Below are 14,588 nucleotides of genomic sequence, written 5' to 3'. Positions count from 1 at the left end.
CGCCAGCACACCCCCGAGTGCGGCCGCCGCTTCCACGGGTGGTCATGTCGTGGTCTACGCGGGAGCAGGGCGGAGTATCAGTAAAGTACTTGCCGACCCGGGACGCACGAACTCCAAGCCCGCCTCACCTGCCCGCCGGCTTCGTTCCTGCGACCGCCGACCGACCAGGAAGAAAAGGGGATCGGATGGCGGACGGTGCCGTAGTCGGGCTGGAGCCGCTACGCCCGGTGATCCCGGGAGCCTGGGCGCGTCCCATCTGCTCGGCTCCACACCCGAACAGGAAGCGGGGCTGCGTGTCGGTATGGCGTTCCAGGCACGCGCCCTGGTCGAGCCGCGGCTGGCCAATCACCTTCTCCAGGGGTACGCGGGACTCCAGGCTCTCGTCGAAGGCGTACGTCGAGTAGCAGGCGGGCGTCCGCGTGCCGCAGTCGTCGCAGGAAGGACTCGCCGCCGAAGCCGTAGACGCCGATTGCCACCATTCTGAGCACCGGAAATCACCCACCTGCCTGCTACCCGTGCCGGTTCGACCGGGTGCCCCGCCGGAGGCGGCGAGGTCGCATCACGCGGCGGCGGTCCCCTCAAGCTCGACCATCAGGACGGGGATCGCCAGCCGTGTCACCCCGAGCATCGTGGTGGTCGGTGCCACCCCGGCGGTGCCCAACCGCGATGCCAGCGCGCCGTAGTGTTGGAAAAGCAGATCGACGTCGGTGGTGTAGACGTTGAGCCGGACGAGGTTCGCGAGGGACATGTCGGCCTCGCCGAGAACGGCCTCCAGGTTGTCGAGGCTCAGCGCCAGCTGCGCCGCCATGTCACCGGCATGCTGGGGCTTGCCGTCGCCGTCCATCGCGGTCTGCCCGGCGCAGTACAGGGTCCGGGTGTGCCCGGAGACGATCTCACCCTGGTTGTAGCCCATCTCCACCGACCACGTCCACGGGTTGACCGCCGTGCGTTCTATTGCCACATCAGCTCCATTCGGTTCATCGGGGTGCGTACGCCCATCGGCTCGGTAGCCAGCATCTTCGACGTCGTGTTCATAAGCTTCCCGGCAAATCACGACATCCTTGGTCGTGTTTTTCCGATAAATTCTTCATATGCGCGCTGACCGGTTGGTCTCGCTGGTGCTGTTGCTGCGCCAGCGCGGTCACCTGACTGCGGCCACGCTGGCCCGCGAGCTGGAGGTATCCACCCGCACCGTGCTGCGCGACATCGAGGCGCTGTCCGCGGCCGGCGTGCCGGTCTACGCCGAACGCGGCCGGCACGGCGGTTTCGCGTTGTTGCCCGGTTTCCAGACCGAGCTCACCGGGCTGAACCACGACGAGGCCATTGCCTTGCTGGCCGCCGGATCGGGGCGCGGCGAGCAGGTATTCGGCCTCGGCTCGGCGCTCGCTTCGGCCATGCGCAAGGTGGCTGGTGCGCTGCCCGAAAGCCATCGGGCCACCGCGAGCGACGCGGCCCAGCGGTTTCTCATCGACCCGGAGACCGACCTGCTCTCACGCCGGCTGGCCACTGAGGAGGTACCCGCCACCACGATGAGCGAGGTCCGGCGCGCGGTGCTCGCCGGACGTAAGCTGCGCATCCACTACGCGGCCGCGGACCAGACACCACAGTGGCGCACGGTGGACCCGATCGGCCTGGTCACCGTACGCGACCGGGGCTACCTGCTGGCCACAAGGTCTGGCACGGAGCGCACCTACCGGCTGTCGCGGGTGTTGGCCGCCGAGGAACTGCCCGAACCGGCGCAGCGACCCAACCGGGTCGATCTGGACCGGATCTGGCGGGAACGCTGCGCGCAGTTTCTGTCCGGCGGTGACCAAATCACCGCGCTGGTACGGGTGAACCCGGCGCGGCGGGAAGATCTGGTGAGCACCGCGCTGGCCGTCCGCGCCGAGGATCCCGACGCAGACGGCTGGCTGCGGCTGGAGGTGACCTTCCAAGATTCACGACACGCCGAGTGGGCGCTGTGGCAGCTCACCACGGACGCGGAAGCCCTGGCCCCGCAGTCGTTGCGCACCTCCCTGCGCGACAGCGCCGCCGCGATTGCCGCCCGCTACGGAGCCCCAACCTGAGAGCCGCCGCCTTCCGCGGGCCGCTCCATACCGCTAGGTGCCCAGCGCGCCGAACGACACGTGTGCAACGCGCGGCGCTGCCTTGTAGCAGACGGTCATAGTCCATTGGGGGTAGCTCATCCCGGCAACGGCGTGATCAGGCTGTCCGGGCGTGCTCCCTGAGGGCCGGTCCGACAGAGGCGTTCGTGTCCGCGGGCGAGGGGATGGCCACCAGTGCCGAGCCTCCGGCCAGCACCGCCAGAGCCTGGGGGCGGACCGTACCTCCAACCTGCGGCCGGGCTCGATGCGCTCCGCGGGGCTGTCTACTTCGACGGCGCCGCGACCACGACCTCCCTGGCGGTCCCGGCCGCCTGGTCCCTGCTCGGCCTTGCCCTCGTACTGCTGTTCCGGGCACGTCGGCGGCGGACGCGGGCCAACGGCTAGGCTCGGTTTGCTGTGCAGCTCCGCTCCGCTGCGTGTTCGAGTGCCACGGGCCGGTCGGGGGGGCGTACTCCACGACCAGCCCTCGAAGGCGGGACCCTTCACCCGTCGCGGTTCACCGGGAGCTCTGGCGGGTGGGTTCTTGGCGGGGTGCGCGGCTCTCTCGGTCCCGTTCTGGATCGCGGCGGTCTCGGTGGGGCTGCTGGCCGTGGTGGCCTGGCTCCCGCTGGGCCGTACAGTGTTCACTTTTCGGGATCAGCGGGGTTGGCTACGGGTACGGAAGTCCGGCCGGGAAGATCGCGGCTGATGCCGGCTGCGTTCACCTGTCAGCGTTGTCGAACTCTTCGCGAGCGAGTTCGACCTTCTCCGCGTGGGCTTCCCACCAGTGTCCGAGGGTGGCGAACACGGGTTCGAGGCTGCTGCCGAGTTCGGTGATGTTGTACTCGACTCGGGGCGGGATCTCGGGGTGGTAGGTGCGCCGCACGAGGCCGTCGCGTTCCATCTGCCGCAGTCGCTGGGTCAGGACCTTGGAGGTGATCGAGCCGATCCGGTGCTGCAACTCGACGAAACGCTGGCGTCCGTGGTGATGCAGGGACCACAGGATCGGCGTGGTCCAGCGGCTGAACACGATGTCGACCATCGGGCTGATCGGGCAGGCCTGGTCCGGGGCGATGGTCGTACGGGAAGTGTGCGTGTTGGCCATTTGGTTCCCTTCGGAGAGTCACTTTCTTCTAGGAACCTAGTATATACAGGTTGCTAACGTTGCGAGCCGCCACCTCTGGCGGCTCCTCGCGCCTTGCCGAGGAGTCCGATCACCCCTGACTCCAAGGAGAAGCCCCATGTCGCCCACGGGTTCGCCCGCCTCACCGACGCAGCGCCAAGGCACCGCCCCCCGTCCACACCGCCCCGCATTGGTCCTGCTGTTCCTGTGCACCGCGGGATTTGTGACGTTCCTTGATGTGTCGATCGTGAACGTCGCACTACCGACCATTGAGACCGAGCTGGGCGTTTCGCAGACCCAGCTGCAGTACGTGGTCACCACCTACGGCATGGTCCTGGGCGGGTTCCTGATGTTGTGCGGCCGGTTGGCCGACCACTTCGGTCGGCGCCGTATGCTCCAGACCGGCCTGGTCATCTTCGCCCTCTCCTCGCTCCTGGCTGGCTTGGCTCAAGACGCGATCCCGCTCATTGCCGCACGAGGCGTGCAGGGTCTCGGTGCGGCCTTCATCGCCACCGCCGCCCTGAGCCTGTTGACGAGTACTTTTGCCGAAGGGGCCGAACGCAATCGCGCCCTCGGCGCCTGGGGTGCGCTCAGCGGTATCGCCGCGGTCGCCGGCGTTACCCTTGGAGGGCTGATCACTGATGGCCCTGGATGGCGCTGGATCTTTTTTGTCAACGTGCCCATCGGCCTGCTCGGCGCCGCCCTCGCCCCCGCGATCGTGCGCGAAAGCCGCAGCCAGCAGCGTCACCCCCACCTCAACGTCAGCGGCGCCGCCCTCCTGACCGCGGGACTGATCTTGCTGATCTTTGCGCTCGGCCAGTCGATCAGCGAGACCGGGTCGCGCTGGGGATCTGCCGAGGTGCTCGGCAGCCTCGCTGGCGCGGGCATCCTGCTCCTGGGGTTCCTGCTCAACCAGCGGCGAGCCACCGCCCCGCTCATACCGGCCCAGATCCTGCAGAGCCGAGCGCTGCGAGCCGCCAATCTTGTCGCTGTACTGCTGCTCGGCACCGTGGTCTCGCTGTTCTTCTTCGCCTCCCTGTTCATGCAGCAAGTACTCAACTACACACCAACACAGGCCGGTCTGGCTTACCTGCCGCTTGCAATCACCACGGCGGCTGGCGCGGGCATCGCGTCCAAACTTGTGACGCGGATCGCGGCCAAGCCGGTGCTCCTGGCCGGTCTCGCCTTGGCCACCTTCGGCCTGCTGTTGCTCTGGCGCCTCCCCGCCGAGGGTGACTACCTCACCGACGTCCTGCCCGCCTTCCTACTGATCGGACTAGGACTCGGACTATCCTTCGTCCCGGTCCAGGTCGCAGCGTTCACCGGGATCGAACAGACCGAATCCGGGGGAGTCGCCGCAGGGCTGATCAACACCAGCCAGGAAGCAGGCGGAGCACTCGGCCTCGCCGTTGTCTCCACGGTGGCGTTTCGCCGCGTCCCCGAACCCACCCAATGGGCGGGCGGTGACCCCGAGCTGGTGCGAGCCGCCCGCGAGATGGTCTTCCACGACGCCTTCCTGACCGGAGCATGCCTACTCACCACTGCGTTCGTGGCCAGCCTGCTACTCCTCCCCAGGCTGGGCCCGCGCAATGGAGCCGTACCGCACCCTGTTTCGTCGGAGAATCCGTGACGCGCGGAGCGCACTGCGGTGAGCCAGGGCCGGGCGCCTGGGCGAGGTAGGGGCGCAGGTCGGCGATCGCTTCGGCGTCGAGCGGTCCCGGTTGCGCGAGAACGGCAGGGATAGGGGAGATGGAGCGGCAGGCACGGACGACCCTCAAGAGCATTCGGTTTGGACACCACAATGACCGCGAAGCCCGCGCCCGCTCTTGTACCTGGGCGAACCGCCGCGCGGTGAACTTTCCACGCAACCGCGGAACACAAACAAACCCTGGGCCACACCAACCCGCGGGCGGCCCCGCCCGCCACCACAGCGCCGGTGCGGTACAGCACGAGCCCCTCCTCGCGTCCACGAGGTCCGCTGCCTGCTCGACGCCGCGCACGGATGGCCGAAGGGCCCAGGGGACTCCGCGGGTTCCACCCGAGGAGGATCGGCACCCGCTCCGCCGGTGGGGTGTCCGTCCCCCGGGCGAGCTACACGCGGGTGTCCACCGCGTGGTGACGATTCCGGACCACGTGGATCCGTAGCGTTCTCCGTGGCCGCGGCGTTCCGGCCGCGGCCGCGATGGAGGAGTCTTCATGAGATTGTTCTGGCAGCTCTTGGCCGTCGTGGCGGTCGGTGTCATCGGCGGTCAGGGAGTCACCGCGGTGCAGGGGAACCCGTGGCTCACGCTCGCTCTCGGCGTTCTGACCGCCGTGGTCACGGTGCTCGTCTACGGGTGGGTGGTACGGCGGACCGAGCGCCGCCCGGTCACGGAGGCGGCCCGGAAGGGCGCCGGGGCCGGGATCGGCCTGGGGACGCTGATCGGCGTCGCGTTGTTCGGAGCCGTCATCGGGAACATCGCCTTCCTCGGGGGCTACACGATCAACGGGCCGGGCTCGGTGACGGGTGCGGTGGGGCTGCTGGGTTTCATGGCCGCTGCCGCGGTGACCGAGGAGGTGTTGTTCCGCGGTGTCCTCTTCCGGGTCTTCGAGGAACGAACCGGGACGTGGATCGCGCTGGCGCTGACCTCCGTGCTGTTCGGTCTGTGGCACCTGCCCAACCCGAACGCCGGCCTGTGGGTCGTCATCGTCATCACGATCGGACCCGCCACCATGCTCGCCGCCGCCTACGCCGCCACCCGCTCCCTGTGGCTGCCGATCGGGCTGCACTTCGGCTGGAACCTCGCCGCTTCCGCCATCTTCAGCACCGAGGTCTCGGGCAACGACACCCCGCGGGGGTTGCTGGACGCCTCGACATCGGGCCCGATACCGGTCAGCGGCGGCGAAGCCGGCCCCGAGGCGAGCCTGTACGCGTTGGTGCTGCCCCTATTGGCGACGGTCGTGTTCCTGTGGCTGGCCCGCCGGCGCGGCCATCTGGTGCCCCGGCGTCCGCGCGCCGCCCGGGCCGGCGCCGCCACTACAATCTCCCGGTGATCAGTCATCGGCGGTTCCTGGAGCTGTGGCACCGGCTCGACGTCACGGTCCGGGATCTCCCGCTCGGGCTGCTACTCCTCGTCGCGTCGTTCCTGCCGATGTTCGAGGGCCAGGAGACGCAGGTCGGTGACTTGCCACCGAGTCCCTTCGACGCGGTGGCCGCCGTGGCGCTCGCCCTGATGTGCCTCCCGCTCGCCCTGCGCCGCCGGTGGCCGGCGGCGTCCCTCTTCCTGGTGTCGCTCGGTTTCGTTATCGCCGAGCTCGGCAGCTACCACCTGGTAGCGGGTACCGGGCTGACCATCGCGCTGATAAGCGCGGGCGCCCATCTTGATCATCACCGGCGCCTCGCCATTGTCCTCCTCACCGTGGCGTACGTGGCGCTGGCGTTCGTGCTCGTCCGCGTCCTTGGCGCGCCCGAACCGCCGGACGGGTTCGTCCTGTTCTACCTGTTGGCGGTCGTCGCGTGGGGCATCGGGGCGTGGCTGCGCTCCACCCGAGTCGCCGAAGCCGAACGCCGCCGCCGGGTCGCCGAGGAGACCCGCACCGCCGAACGCACCCGCATCGCCAGAGAGTTGCACGACGTGGTGACCCACCACGTGACGGCGATGGTTGTGCAGGCCGAGGCGGCGCGGTACCTGACCGCCGCGCCCGACCGGCTCGACCAGGCCCTGACCTCCGTCACCGACACCGGAAGACGGGCGACCACCGATCTGCGGCACCTGCTCGACCTGCTCAACCCCGACCATGGCACGGAGGCCAGGACGCCGGCCGTCGGTAGACTTCTCACGCTTGTGGAGCAGACACGCCAAGCCGGGCAGCCGGTGGAGTTCACCGAGGAGGGCGCGCCGGCGGAGTCGACCGGCAGCGCCGATCTCGTGGCCTACCGGATCGTGCAGGAGGCCCTGACCAACGCCCTCAAATACGCCCATGGCAGCCGCACCCGGGTCCGGGTGTGCCACGGCGCAAAGGAGGTCACCGTGGAGGTCACCGTGGAGGGTTCCGGCTCGCGGGCAGGGTTCTCCGAGGGGAGTGGGCGGGGTCTGGCGGGCCTCCGCGAGCGGGTCGACGTCCTGGGCGGCGACTTCAGCGCGGGACCGGACGCGGACGGCGGCTTCGTCGTGCGGGCGCGTATCCCCACGGGCAGCCCGTCGTGACCGCCCCGATCCGGGTCCTGGTCTGCGACGATCAGGTGCTCGTCCGCACCGGACTGGTGACGATCATCGACGCCCAGCCCGACCTGGAGGTGGCGGGCGAGTGCGGGGACGGCCGGGCCGCGGTCGACCTCAGCGGCCGGCTGCGCCCGGACGTCGTGCTGATGGACGTGCGCATGCCGGTCCTCGACGGCATCGAGGCCACCCGCCGGTTGGCCGGCGCCGGTGTGCCGCACCCGGTCAAGGTGCTCGTGGTGACAACGTTCAACCTGGACCAATACGTCTACGAAGCGCTGCGCGCGGGGGCGAGCGGGTTCCTGCTCAAGGACGCGCCGACGGCCCAACTGCTGCACGGGATCCGGACCGTGGCCACGGGCGCGGCGCTGCTGGACCCCGAGGTGACACGGCAGCTCGTGGGAAAGTACGCCGCCCGCATCCGGCCCACCGAGGGCACCGAGCGCGACACCCCGCTTACCCCCCGGGAGCTGGAGGTCCTTCGTCTCGTCGCCGACGGTCTCTCCAACAGTGAGATCGCCGCCGCCCTCGTGATCAGCCCGGAGACCGTGAAAACCTTCGTGTCGCGCATCCTGACCAAACTCGACCTCCGCGACCGCGTCCAAGCGGTCGTCTACGCCTACCGCCACGGCCTGGCGACCTGACACGCCGCATCCCGCCGTTGTGCACCGCGTCGAGCGAACGCCCCAGCCGGCACGGCCTTGCGCCCGGATGGCCGGTCGACGGCCTGTGGGCGTCGAGACAGCCCGAGGAGGCCGCTGAGGATGTCGTGGTCACGGCCTCTTGAGAGCGGCCATCCCTGTGGGGGGGTCGCGGTAGGGGCCGGGGCTCGTTCAGTGCGTTGCAGGAAGCGTTGAGGGGGGCGGAATATCCGCTATTATGACTGACCAGTCAGTCATAATAGGAGGAACCGTGGCACCGAAGAAGGTGGACCGGAGCGCGCGGCGGGAGGAGATCCTGGCGGCCGCTGTGCGCGTCTTCGCCCGCAAGGGGTTCGCCGCAACGCGTATCGACGACGTCGCCCGCGAGGCCGACATCGGCAAGGGGAGCGTCTACCTCTACTTCGACAGCCGGGACGCACTGCTCAGCGCGGCTTTCGAGGCGTTCGCGGCGCGCTCGCGAACCGTGCTCCAGCAGACGCGCGAGGGCACGGCGCCGCCCCTGGAGCGGCTCGGGTCCCTGGTGCGCTCAGTGCTGTCTGCGCTGGCCGACGATCCGGAACTCGCCCGTATCCTGCTCGACCTGTGGTCCAGCGGCCGTGAGGAGAGCCAGCTCTCCCTGGACATGCCGAGCGTCTACAGCGAGTACCGGACGGCGATCGCCGAGTTGCTGGGCGAGGCCGAGGCAGAGGGCACCGTCCGGGAGGGACCCAGGGAGCACTACGCGACCGTGATCGTCGGCGCGATCGAGGGGTGCCTGCTCCAGTGGCTGCTGGACCCCCGGCTTCCGGTCACCGAGCTGGCCGAGCCGATCCTCGACGTGTGTGTCGAGGGCCTGCGCCGCCGGAAGGAGGCGTGAACCATGGCCGATCTGTCCGCGCCAGGCCGGCTCGACGCCCGCCTGATCGGGCCGGGTGCGAGCAATGGCGAGCGCGTCCTGTGCTACGGAGCGGCCTTCGCCGGCGTCGCGCTTTCGGTCGCCGTCGCCGTGGCCCACGGCCGGCTTTCGGCGCTGGCGATTCTGGTGATCGCCGCGGTGGCCCTCGACCTCTACGGTGGCGCGGTCGTCAACGCCACCGCCACGGCGAAGCGCTGGTGGCACCGCCCTGGCCGCACCGCCCGGCACCACCTCACGTTCGTCGTCTGCCACGTCCAACCGTTCCTGCTGGCCCTGGTGGTTCCCGGTTTCGGCTGGGCGGCGGCCGGCGCCAGCTACGCGGTGGTGGTGGTGAGCGCCGCGGTGGTGCTGACCGTCCCCACTCGGCTGCGGCGCCCGGCCGCCTTCGCCACGGCCGTTCTCGCCCTGACCGCGGTGACGGCCCTCACCGCCGTGCCCGCCGAGCTCTCCTGGTTCCTCCCGGTGCTGCTGATCAAACTGTTGCTGGCTCATCTGCTGTTCGAGAAGGAGTGACCGGCCGTCAGGGTCCTGTGCTCGGAACAGAGCCCTCGGAGCGCGGAAGCAGACGGGCCACCTGGTCGAGCATCTCCGGCGGGGCGGTTTCCGGATTGCCGGAGTCGAACGGCGGCTCCGGCGCGTACTCCACGAAGAGTTGGATGGCCCGGGCGGTGTTCTCCCCCCAGAGCCGGGCAGCGAGAACCAGGCCCATGTCGATCCCGGCGGACACCCCTGCGGCGGTGATGACATCGCCGTCGACGACGACGCGCTCTGTGCTGACCTCCGCACCCAACCCGCCGAGGACGTCGCGCACCCCCCAGTGGGTGGTCGCGGTCCTGCCGCTGAGGATTCCCGCCTTGGCGAGCAGCGTCGAGCCGGTGCACACCGATGTGGTCCAGGAGGCCGAAGGGTGGGCCAAGGCCAGCCAGGCCACCAGTTCGCGCTGCTCCTCCAGCGCCCGCCGCCACTGGCTCGAACCGGGAACGACGATCACATCAGGGGACGGTACGTCGCCGAACGTCCCCGTCGCGGTGACCTCCATCCCGGAGTCGCAGCGCACCGGGCCGGGAGTGGCGGCCAGGTAGTGGACGGCGGCCTCGGGATGGTGCGCGAGGATCTCGTGCGGACCGGTGAGGTCGAGGACTGTCATGCCGGGATACATAGCGAAGGCGATGTCCATTGGTGCCGGGGTCCTTTCGTTCGACGGGTGTGGCGGCGCGGGCGCCGCGCCTGTGGTGCGGGCTCTGGCTCAGCCGGCGGGGGACGGGATCCCGGTGGAGTGGAACCGGTCGCGGTAGGAGACGGGAGGCACCCCGAGCTCGCGCAGGAAGGCCCGCCGCATGGTTTCCGGGGTGCCGAACCCGCAGTCGCGTGCCACCGTCCCGACACTCCCGGCCCCCGATTCCAGGAGGGCGCGGGCGGACTCGACCCGGGAGCGCTCCACGTAGCGCCCGGGAGTCATCCCCACCTCGTTGGTGAACCGGCGGGCGAAGTGCCGCTCGCTCATCGCCGAGTACCGGGCCATGGCCGGGACGGAAAGGTCGGCCGCGGGGTTCGCGGCGATATGGTCGAGCAGCCCGCGAATCGCGGCGTCACCCAGACGCCCGGTCCGCGTCCACGCGCTGAACTGCGACTGTCCTCCGGGGCGCCGTAGAAACACCACGAGCCACTTTCCGACGGCCCGGGCTAGGTCGGCGCCGTGGTCCTCCTCCACCAGGGCGAGCGCCAGGTCGGTGCCCGAACTGACGCCGGCCGCGGTCGCGACCGCGCCGTCGCGGACGAAGATCGCGTCCGGCTGCACCCGGACACCCGGGTGCAGCCCGGCGAGCTCGGCGCAGTACGCCCAGTGTGTGGTGGCCCGCCGCCCTTCCAGCAGCCCCGCGGCGGCCAGCACGAAAGCCCCGGTGCAGACCGAGCCGACACGGTGGGCTTTCCCCGCAAGCCGGCGCAGGTGCCCCAGCAGCTCCTCGTCGCGGGCGGCGTCGGCGTACCCCCAGCCGCCGACGACGAGCAGCGTATGGGGCGGATCGACGATGCCGGCGAGGTCGCAGTGACCCGACAGGCGCACCCCGGAGGAAGCGGAGACCTCGCGCCCCCCGAGAGAGGCGGTGGTCACACGGTAACCACCACCGGCCAGCCGGGTCGCCGCGTCCAGGACCTCGACAGGACCCGCCAGGTCCAGCAGCTGGAGGCTGTCATAGACGACGATGACCACGTCACGCGTGGTTGTTTCCATGCCAACGAGTATCCGCGGCGGTGCTGGCTGGCGGCAATGACATATACCCCTCTGATTCTGCCAACACCCGTGGTGGAGCGGCCGTCACCCGGCCGCGTCAGCGGGGCCGGGCCACCGTCGCCTCTTCGACGGAAGGGCGTGTTGGAGGCTGAGAGGAGCATCCGATGCGGGGGTCGGTACTGGCCGACGGGGTGGGGGCGGCGGAGGTGGTGTCGGTGGTCATGGTCGAGCCCTCCGTTCGGCTCGCGCCGGGGTACTGGGAACTGAGCTGTCGATGACGTCCTATACTGCGGCGAATCGACCCGGTTGGTATGTGGTCGGCGCCACCTGAACGTCAAGCAAGACAGTGAGGGAAACCTGTCTCCTGGGTCTCGGCCTGGCTTTCGAGCGGCTGGCCCGGCCTCGGTCTCGTTGGGCAGCCCGCCGCCACCAAACTCGGTGCCCCTCCGACACGGGCCGGTTCAGAAGCGGGTCAGGCGGTGGAGCAGGGTGGGGCTTCGCGAGACAGAGCACGTTTTCCGAGGTGGCTACCGTTTACTCGTAGTCTTTGGAGGTACGGGGGTACTTACTCAGCCAGGCGAAACGGCCGTGGGTGTTTCATCAGCGACCGAGGAGTAGGAGTGGCGACACGACCGCCCGTGTCGGGCGATTCCCCCGATGGTGTCCTCCACACACGCGATCCGCGCTCATGGCCGTGCCTGTCAGGGTGTCGTGCTCTGCGAGTTTTCGTCACGGCAGGTCATCGACAGGAGGAAGCAGCGGACCACGTCTCCGGCACGCCGGATGCGACCCGCACGTTCCCGTGTGGCCGTCCAGCCGGCGAGCCTCTCGGATGGGCCTGCTTACGGTGGCCCATCCCGGCTTGGTAGCCGGGATCGTTCCCCTCGGAGGGAGCTTCGCGTCCCCGTCCCAGTCGTCAGGCCGATCGGCCGTATTACAGCAAACGAGGCAGCGTGAGTACCGAGAGACGACGCAGCTCCGGCGGTCGGCGCCGGGCCAGCGACGCCGCCAGGGACAAGCGCGGCCTCCCCGGCCGTAGAGAACGCGCCAAGGACGATGGATTCGGGGATACCGTTCCCGAACGCCGTCCCCGACGCTCATGGCGAAAGGGCGGCCGTCGCACCACCGCGGGGCGTGGCGGTGGTAGTGGGCGTCGTCGTCTGCCGGCCCGTGAAGATAACGGTGATGACCGTGGCCGGTCTCGGCGTTTTCTGGCCAAGGTGAGGAAGCCGACGCTGATGGTCGGCGGTCTGATACTCATCGCTGGTGTGGTGACGTTCGGGGTGCTCTATGCCCGGACACCGGGCGTGGAAGAACTCAACGCGAAGGCTGAGACTCAGTTGGCCTCGACGAGTATCCAGTACGCGGATGGTTCTGAAGCGGTGACCACGGGTGAGCTCAACCGGGTTCCTGTGGAGGCGGGTGACATTCCCGAACCCGTCATCAACGGTGTTCTGGGTTCCGAGCAGCGCAACTTCTACGAGGAGCCCGGTATCTCGGTCAGTGGGACCATGCGGGCGGTGCTGACCGGCGGGCAGGCCGGCGGTGGTTCCACGATCACCCAGCAGATGGCCCGCAACTACTACGGCGGGTTGTCGCAGGAGCGAAGCTATGTCCGCAAGATCAAAGAGATCCTGATCTCGATCAAGGTGGGGCGTAGCCTGCCTCCGGAGCAGATCCTCGCGCAGTACCTGAACACGATCTACTTCGGTCGTGATGCCTATGGGATCCAGGCGGCGGCGCAGGCGTACTTCGGTAAGGACGTCGGTGAGCTCAACGAGGCCGAGGGCGCCTTCATCGGGGCGATCATCCAGCAGCCCAGCAACTTCCAGAATGTGGAGGCCGACTCCGAGATGGCGGAGATCCTCCAGGAGCGTTGGGAGTATTCGGTCAACGGCATGGTCGAGATGCACGAGGACAACCCGGATCGCGGGATCTCCCAGGCTGAGGCCGATAAGCTGGAGTTCCCGGAGACCATTGACTACGAGGCGGGCGACAATCTCTCCGGCAGTAAGGGCTACATCAAGACCGCGGTCGAGGAGGAGCTCCAGGAGCGGTACGGGATCGCTCCCGAGGAGGTCGCCACCAGTGGCTATCGTGTGCAGACCTCGCTGGACGAGGAGTTGATGAAGGCCGCGGAGGACGCCTTCAGTGAGACGTTGCCCGATATGCCCGAGGAAACCCTCATGGGGCTCACCGCGGTCGATCCGAAGACGGGCGAGATCCAGGCGTTCCACGGCGGTAGGGACTTCACCACCGAGGCGAACAACTCCCTCACCCACCGCGCCCAGGCGGGATCCACCTTCAAGCCCTACGTACTCGCGACCGGTCTGGAGCAGGGAATCGGCCTGAAGAGCACCTTCGACGGCGACTCGCCGCAGGAGTTCCCCGGTGTTGAGGAAGAGATCCAGAACAACGAGAACCAGTCGTACGGCGAGGTCGACCTGATCGAGTCGACCGCCAGTTCGATCAACACCACCTTCATGGAGTTGGCGGTCCAGACCACGCCTGAGGCGGTGGTCGAGACCGCCAAGGCCAGCGGGATCGAGGAGGAGCAGTTCGAGACCGCTGCGACGGGGCCGAACATCGCGCTGGGCACCTACCAGCTCACCGCCCTGGACCAGGCGGCCGGGTTCTCCACGTTCGCCAACAACGGCACGCACATGCCGCAGCACATGGTGACCGAGGTGGTCGGCTCCGAGGGCGAGGAGATCGAGCCGAACGACGCCGACCAGCTGGAGCAGGGCACGAAGGCGTTCAGCCCCGAGATCGCGGCCGACGCCACCCACGCCATGACCCAGGTGGTCGAGGACGGAAGTGGCGACGCCGCCGCGTTGGACGACGGCCGGCCGGTCGCGGGCAAGACCGGTATCTCCAACGAGGCCAAGTCGGCCTGGTTCGTCGGGTTCACCCCGCAACTGTCCGCGTCCGTCAGCCTGAGTCGCTCCGACGGCGAGCAGCTGGTCATCCCCGGTGTCAACGACGTGTACGGCGGTACCACCTCGGCCCGGATCTGGAAGGCGTTCATGGACAACGCCATGGAGGGCAAGGAGGTCCAGGAGTTCCCCGAGCCGGCGTGGGTCGGCGACAAGCAGAACTTCGTTCCCGAACCGTCGCATACGTCCTCCGAGGAATCCCCGGAGGAACCCTCCGAGGATTCCGCCGGGGGTTCCGCCGAGGAACCGAGCTCCACGGAGAACTCGCCTCCCCCGGAGAACTCGGGTTCCAGGGAGGAGCCGCCCCCAACCGCGGGCGTTCCGGATCTCTCGGACGATGGCGAGGAGGAATGCCTCCCCCTGGAGGACTGTAGCTAGGACGACGGGGGAGAAGGCAGAGCGCCGGAGTTCTCGCGATATTTCCGGACCGCGCCAACAGGGCGGGAACGAGCAGGA

General features: G+C 69.0%; 12 protein-coding genes. 8 read left to right on the top strand and 4 right to left on the bottom strand.

Annotation, left to right across the window (positions count from 1 at the left end; genetic code table 11):
- Positions 1 to 559 precede the first annotated feature (559 nt).
- Positions 560 to 955, bottom strand: a complete 396-nt coding sequence (locus F4561_RS25940; protein ID WP_184584190.1) for a RidA family protein — start codon at positions 953 to 955, stop codon at positions 560 to 562.
- 136 nt (positions 956 to 1,091) lie between these two features.
- Between F4561_RS25940 and F4561_RS25935 the strand changes: the two genes are divergently transcribed.
- Entirely contained in the window at positions 1,092 to 2,066 is a 975-nt protein-coding gene (locus F4561_RS25935) for a helix-turn-helix transcriptional regulator (protein ID WP_184582572.1), read from the top strand.
- Between the two features lie 739 nt (positions 2,067 to 2,805).
- On the opposite strand, the gene F4561_RS25930 is transcribed toward F4561_RS25935, so the two are convergent.
- Complete coding sequence (locus F4561_RS25930; protein WP_184582570.1) at positions 2,806 to 3,189, bottom strand: winged helix-turn-helix transcriptional regulator; 384 nt, start codon at positions 3,187 to 3,189, stop codon at positions 2,806 to 2,808.
- A gap of 136 nt (positions 3,190 to 3,325) precedes the next feature.
- Here F4561_RS25930 and F4561_RS25925 point away from each other — a divergent pair, with 136 nt between their 5' ends.
- The 6 genes from F4561_RS25925 to F4561_RS25900 all read left to right on the top strand — a co-directional run bounded on the left by F4561_RS25925 (position 3,326) and on the right by F4561_RS25900 (position 9,476).
- On the top strand, positions 3,326 to 4,837 hold the full coding sequence (locus tag F4561_RS25925; protein ID WP_184582568.1) for an MFS transporter: 1,512 nt from the start codon (positions 3,326 to 3,328) through the stop codon (positions 4,835 to 4,837).
- A gap of 566 nt (positions 4,838 to 5,403) precedes the next feature.
- Complete coding sequence (locus F4561_RS25920; RefSeq protein WP_184582566.1) at positions 5,404 to 6,240, top strand: CPBP family intramembrane glutamic endopeptidase; 837 nt, start codon at positions 5,404 to 5,406, stop codon at positions 6,238 to 6,240.
- Positions 6,237 to 7,394 carry a sensor histidine kinase gene (locus F4561_RS25915; RefSeq protein WP_184582564.1) on the top strand — a complete coding sequence of 386 codons (1,158 nt, stop codon included), beginning with the start codon at positions 6,237 to 6,239 and terminating at the stop codon, positions 7,392 to 7,394. Before F4561_RS25920 ends, F4561_RS25915 begins: the two co-directional genes overlap by 4 nt.
- Entirely contained in the window at positions 7,391 to 8,050 is a 660-nt protein-coding gene (locus F4561_RS25910; protein ID WP_184582562.1) for a response regulator, read from the top strand. Before F4561_RS25915 ends, F4561_RS25910 begins: the two co-directional genes overlap by 4 nt.
- A gap of 268 nt (positions 8,051 to 8,318) precedes the next feature.
- The gene (locus F4561_RS25905; protein WP_184582560.1) at positions 8,319 to 8,924 is read left to right on the top strand and encodes a TetR/AcrR family transcriptional regulator; all 606 of its coding nucleotides are present in this window, start codon (positions 8,319 to 8,321) and stop codon (positions 8,922 to 8,924) included.
- A gap of 3 nt (positions 8,925 to 8,927) precedes the next feature.
- Complete coding sequence (locus F4561_RS25900) at positions 8,928 to 9,476, top strand: hypothetical protein (RefSeq protein ID WP_184582558.1); 549 nt, start codon at positions 8,928 to 8,930, stop codon at positions 9,474 to 9,476.
- Between the two features lie 7 nt (positions 9,477 to 9,483).
- Here the strand turns inward: F4561_RS25900 and F4561_RS25895 are convergent, their stop codons facing one another.
- Positions 9,484 to 10,140, bottom strand: coding sequence for a DJ-1/PfpI family protein (locus F4561_RS25895; RefSeq protein WP_184582556.1), 657 nt, complete (start codon positions 10,138 to 10,140; stop codon positions 9,484 to 9,486).
- Positions 10,141 to 10,209: 69 nt separating this feature from the next.
- The gene (locus F4561_RS25890; RefSeq protein WP_184582554.1) at positions 10,210 to 11,196 is read right to left on the bottom strand and encodes a GlxA family transcriptional regulator; all 987 of its coding nucleotides are present in this window, start codon (positions 11,194 to 11,196) and stop codon (positions 10,210 to 10,212) included.
- A 1,220-nt stretch (positions 11,197 to 12,416) separates the two neighbouring features.
- On the opposite strand from F4561_RS25890, the gene F4561_RS25885 reads away from it, so the two are divergent.
- Positions 12,417 to 14,510 (top strand): transglycosylase domain-containing protein, encoded by a 2,094-nt coding sequence (locus tag F4561_RS25885; RefSeq protein WP_312885544.1) that lies wholly within the window; start codon positions 12,417 to 12,419, stop codon positions 14,508 to 14,510.
- The last annotated feature ends 78 nt before the right edge of the window (positions 14,511 to 14,588 follow it).

Source organism: Lipingzhangella halophila, from assembly GCF_014203805.1.
GTDB classification, from domain to species: domain Bacteria; phylum Actinomycetota; class Actinomycetes; order Streptosporangiales; family Streptosporangiaceae; genus Lipingzhangella; species Lipingzhangella halophila.
The sequence above is the reverse complement of the archived record's forward strand: the minus strand, read 5'-3'. Positions and strand labels throughout refer to the sequence as shown.

Bases quoted from the DNA above. Each gene is read 5' to 3' on its own strand.
- F4561_RS25895 (WP_184582556.1), bottom strand. From the start codon at position 10,140: ATGGACATCGCCTTCGCTATGTATCCCGGCATGACAGTCCTCGACCTC.
- F4561_RS25930 (WP_184582570.1), bottom strand. From the start codon at position 3,189: ATGGCCAACACGCACACTTCCCGTACGACCATCGCCCCGGACCAGGCC.
- F4561_RS25900 (WP_184582558.1), top strand. From the start codon at position 8,928: ATGGCCGATCTGTCCGCGCCAGGCCGGCTCGACGCCCGCCTGATCGGG.
- F4561_RS25925 (WP_184582568.1), top strand. From the start codon at position 3,326: ATGTCGCCCACGGGTTCGCCCGCCTCACCGACGCAGCGCCAAGGCACC.
- F4561_RS25890 (WP_184582554.1), bottom strand. From the start codon at position 11,196: ATGGAAACAACCACGCGTGACGTGGTCATCGTCGTCTATGACAGCCTC.
- F4561_RS25920 (WP_184582566.1), top strand. From the start codon at position 5,404: ATGAGATTGTTCTGGCAGCTCTTGGCCGTCGTGGCGGTCGGTGTCATC.
- F4561_RS25935 (WP_184582572.1), top strand. From the start codon at position 1,092: ATGCGCGCTGACCGGTTGGTCTCGCTGGTGCTGTTGCTGCGCCAGCGC.